This is a genomic window from Hydrocoleum sp. CS-953, assembly GCF_002260545.1.
Lineage (GTDB): Bacteria > Cyanobacteriota > Cyanobacteriia > Cyanobacteriales > Microcoleaceae > Trichodesmium.
The window spans coordinates 1-3,812 of the sequence record NZ_LGSU01000601.1; the positions used below are offsets into that span (position 1 = coordinate 1).

5 protein-coding genes are annotated in these 3,812 nt (G+C 34.2%); 2 read left to right on the forward strand and 3 right to left on the reverse strand.

Annotation, left to right across the window (positions count from 1 at the left end):
• Positions 1–118: 118 nt before the first annotated feature.
• Complete coding sequence (locus AFK68_RS06615; RefSeq protein ID WP_094672082.1) at positions 119–1,333, reverse strand: HhoA/HhoB/HtrA family serine endopeptidase; 1,215 nt, start codon at positions 1,331–1,333, stop codon at positions 119–121.
• A 79-nt stretch (positions 1,334–1,412) separates the two neighbouring features.
• On the opposite strand from AFK68_RS06615, the gene AFK68_RS06620 reads away from it, so the two are divergent.
• Positions 1,413–1,781 carry a metal-sensing transcriptional repressor gene (locus tag AFK68_RS06620; RefSeq protein ID WP_094672083.1) on the forward strand — a complete coding sequence of 123 codons (369 nt, stop codon included), beginning with the start codon at positions 1,413–1,415 and terminating at the stop codon, positions 1,779–1,781.
• A 214-nt stretch (positions 1,782–1,995) separates the two neighbouring features.
• The gene (locus AFK68_RS06625; RefSeq protein WP_094672084.1) at positions 1,996–2,679 is read left to right on the forward strand and encodes a DUF2834 domain-containing protein; all 684 of its coding nucleotides are present in this window, start codon (positions 1,996–1,998) and stop codon (positions 2,677–2,679) included.
• Positions 2,680–3,055: 376 nt separating this feature from the next.
• Here AFK68_RS06625 and AFK68_RS06630 read toward each other — a convergent pair whose 3' ends face one another.
• Together AFK68_RS06630 and AFK68_RS36370 are read right to left on the reverse strand one after the other, a co-directional pair.
• Positions 3,056–3,505 carry an SRPBCC family protein gene (locus AFK68_RS06630; RefSeq protein WP_094672085.1) on the reverse strand — a complete coding sequence of 150 codons (450 nt, stop codon included), beginning with the start codon at positions 3,503–3,505 and terminating at the stop codon, positions 3,056–3,058.
• Positions 3,462–3,812 (reverse strand): hypothetical protein (locus tag AFK68_RS36370; RefSeq protein ID WP_168186347.1); only part of this gene is annotated, 351 nt, incomplete at its 5' end. The genes AFK68_RS36370 and AFK68_RS06630, both read right to left, overlap by 44 nt.

Consider the following 3,812-nt stretch of genomic DNA (forward strand, 5'->3'; position numbering starts at 1 on the left):
ATATTAATCTATCACTCGCCCGACCAACCCCACGCAGTAAATCTGGGGGGGGTTTACCAGCTCTGTCGTATCAATTTTCTTAATTTAAGGTGAAACCCGCCCCTACTATTACCACATTCTAAAAATTCATTTGTCCGCTCAGAACAAATAGTTCTTTTTCTCTACCATTTCGCAGAATTTTAAACTGCAATTTTTCACCTACACCACCATCTTCAACTTTCCTCTGTAACTGTTCAGCACTAATTATTGATTGATCGTCAATTTCTACAATCACATCTCCTATCCGCATCCCCGATTTTTCTGCTGGAGTATCAGACAAAACTTTCGTTACTAAAACTCCTTCTACCTCTGGCAAAATTAAAACAGAATTAGGGTCACTATTATTTTCTTTAGCAACTTCTGGAGTTAGAGTAATCATCTGAATACCAACAAAAGGATGAGGTACTTGTTCTCCACGAGCTAATACATCTTTAATTTCTTTCGCTTTATTGATAGGAATAGCAAAACCAATACCCATAGCATCAGCTCTTATTGCTGTATTAATTCCAATTACTTCACCCTTATCATTTAACAACGGACCCCCTGAATTTCCTGGATTAATAGCAGCATCAGTTTGAATAAAATCTAATCTTTTATCAGGAATTCCTACTGCTGAACTCGGACGTTTTAAAGTACTAATAATTCCTAAAGTAACAGTGTTATTAAATCCCAAAGGATTTCCTACTGCTATTGCCCAATCTCCTACCTGTACTAAATCAGAATTACCAAGGTCTGCTACTGGTAAAATTTCACCTTTTGTATCAACTTTAACTACTGCTAAATCTGTAACTTCATCTGTTCCTTTTACTTCTCCAATAAACTTTCTCCCATCATTTAAACTGACAGTAACTTTGTCTGCTTTATCTACTACATGAGCATTGGTTAAAATTATGCCTTTCGAGTCAACAATAAAACCAGAACCTTGACCTTTTAACAATTCTTGGGAAGGTTGTTGCATCCTTAAGTTATCATCAAAAAAACGGTCGAACAAAGGGTCTTCAAAAAAATGATTAGTTGGACGAGTAATTAGTCGCTCAGTGTCAATTCTCACCACTGCTAAACCAACTTTATTGACTGCTTCTGTCACAAAGCTATTACTATTTCTAGTATTGATATTCTCTGGTATAGCTTGCAATGCTACTAACTGAGAATTCGATAACCCTGGAAATAGTCTTGGAGCAGCCATTGCTGGTATTGTTGGTAGACAAGCAAGTACAAAAGTAAAAACGATAATAATGGCCAATAATTGAGAAATGATTTTAGTAGTTATTCGACAAAAATTTAACAATCTCATAGCATTAATATTTGATTGACTAACTTAGTAGGTTTGGTGTTACAATATTGCTAACAATCCAGTATTATACTATAAATTTATGGCGATATCTGACCAAGAAAAAAAACAGGCAGCTAATGATACAGTTCAGACAGATTCTAATTCCGAACATCACCATCACTCTTCTGCTCATCCTCATGTTCATAGTGAAGAATCTCTACAAAGTCTGATCAATAGATTATCAAGAATTGAAGGGCACGTTAGAGGAATTAAAACTATGATCAAAGATAATCGGAATTGCCCTGATGTTTTGATACAAATAGCTGCAGTTCGTGGTGCTTTAGACCGAGTAGCTCGTATGGTTTTGGATAATCATTTATCTGAATGTATTTCTCGCGCTACTCAAGATGGAGATATTGATGTTGAAATTGCAGCTTTAAAGTCAGCTTTAGACCGATTTTTACCTTAAGTTAGGGAGTAGGGAGTAGGGAATAGGGAGTAGGGAATCAAAAATTTCATATCTTGAATTTATTTAATTAAAACTTTGGCAATAGGTCTCTTAAATGAGGGAGTAGGGAGTAGGGAATAAGGGGAAAGAATTGATTTGATTTATTATTATTAGAGATGTCTATTGATATTTGAAGTTTCAGTTAAACTAACAAAATATTTCATTTAAAAAAACTATGAGCAAAACAAAAATAGCTTTTTGGTTACTTTGGATAGGATTTAGTGTTTATGCTTTCCTACTTGCTCCCCCAGATCAACCAGATACTTTAGAATTAATCCAAAAATTGTCAACAGGTGAATGGGAAAATATTAATCCTTTGATTATATCTCTATTCAATATTATGGGTATTTTGCCGTTAATTTATAGTTGTTTATTATTCTTTGATGGTAGAGAACAAAAAGTACCAGCATGGTTATTTTCGACGTTATCATTTGGAGTCGGAGCATTTGCTATTTTACCCTATTTAGGATTACGTCAACCTAATCCAAATTTCTCCGGGAAAAAGAATTTATTTCTGAATATTTTAGATTCTCGAATTTTAGGAATTGCTTTAACATTAGGTACGAGTATCCTATTAATATACGGTTTAAAAAATGGCGACTGGGAAAACTTTATTCAACAGTGGCAAAGTAGTAGATTTATTCATGTAATGAGTTTAGATTTTTGTATGTTGTGTCTGTTATTTCCTACTTTATTAGGAGATGATATGAGTAGGCGAGGAATGGAAAAAAATATTTGGTATTGGGTAGCATTAGTTCCACTTTTAGGTCCGTTAATTTATTTGTCTGTTCGTTCCCCACTATTAGCAACAGATATCTCCATACCATCAGACCAACAACAAGCTACTTTCAATAATTAATAATTAATAATTAATAATTAATAATTAATAATTAATAATTAATAATTAATAATTACTGATCTGCTGATCTGCTGATTAAATCTCAAAGCATTGACATTTAATCACCAAACTCCAAATAGCTCTTAATATCTACGCTTTTTCCTCTATTGTTTGTTACAACCAGAAAGTAAAAAACCTACCCTTGTGATACCAATTAACTTGAAAAATGTCACAAATAATTTCACATCTAAAGTTTGAAATTATTTCCTGAAATTCCTGTAGTTTTAAAGTTCTGAGTCTGTAAAATCTTAATGCAAAGATTTTGAATTTTGACTTCCGTAAAACGGTAGAATTTTCTCCACTCCTCCACTACTCCACTCCCCACTTCCTGTGGTATTTAACTTTTTTCACATTCCCGTTTTGTCACATCATGTCTGTACCGAAACATATCTTCCAGTCGAGAGTCTACCCACCAACCCAAAAAAGATTCTGCCAACCAGTCCCCAGGCAAAGAAAATGCGATCGCATCAGTTAACCTAGTCTGACCATCTTCCTCACTAAACTGATGACGATGAGTCCAACTAGCCATTGGGCCTTCTTTCTGTTCATCACTAAACAAACTATATTTTTCATATTCTGTATGTACGGCCACCCACTTTACAGGAATTGGACCGAGCCAAATGATAAATTCCGATATTGCTCCTATTTCGAGTCCACCTTGACGACGAATAATTTGGACTGGTTGCCAAGGTGGGGTAAGTATTTGCAGAATATCGGAACGTTCGTGGAATTTCCAAACGACCTCAACTGGTGCATTGATTAAGGTTGAATAACGAAAGTGCAACATTTTTAAAATTTTTACTTATATCAGAATTATTGTTTTCAGACTGTGTTTTTATTAACAAATTTACTAAATCTTTAAAATTTTTCGGATTGTTTTTGATATTTCCTGTTTCCTGTAAGTCTAATTTTTCTTGAATAGTTACTCCGGAACGACTATCCGCAATTATATAGTTGTCACCATCCACAAGTATTGCTTCTATTCCTTCTGTTCCATTTACTTGGGTATTTAGTTTCAGAAATTTACTAACTTGACTTAAGTCTAGAGAACCATAAGCAATTCCTGCAAACTGATTATTTCTGACTACTGGTAT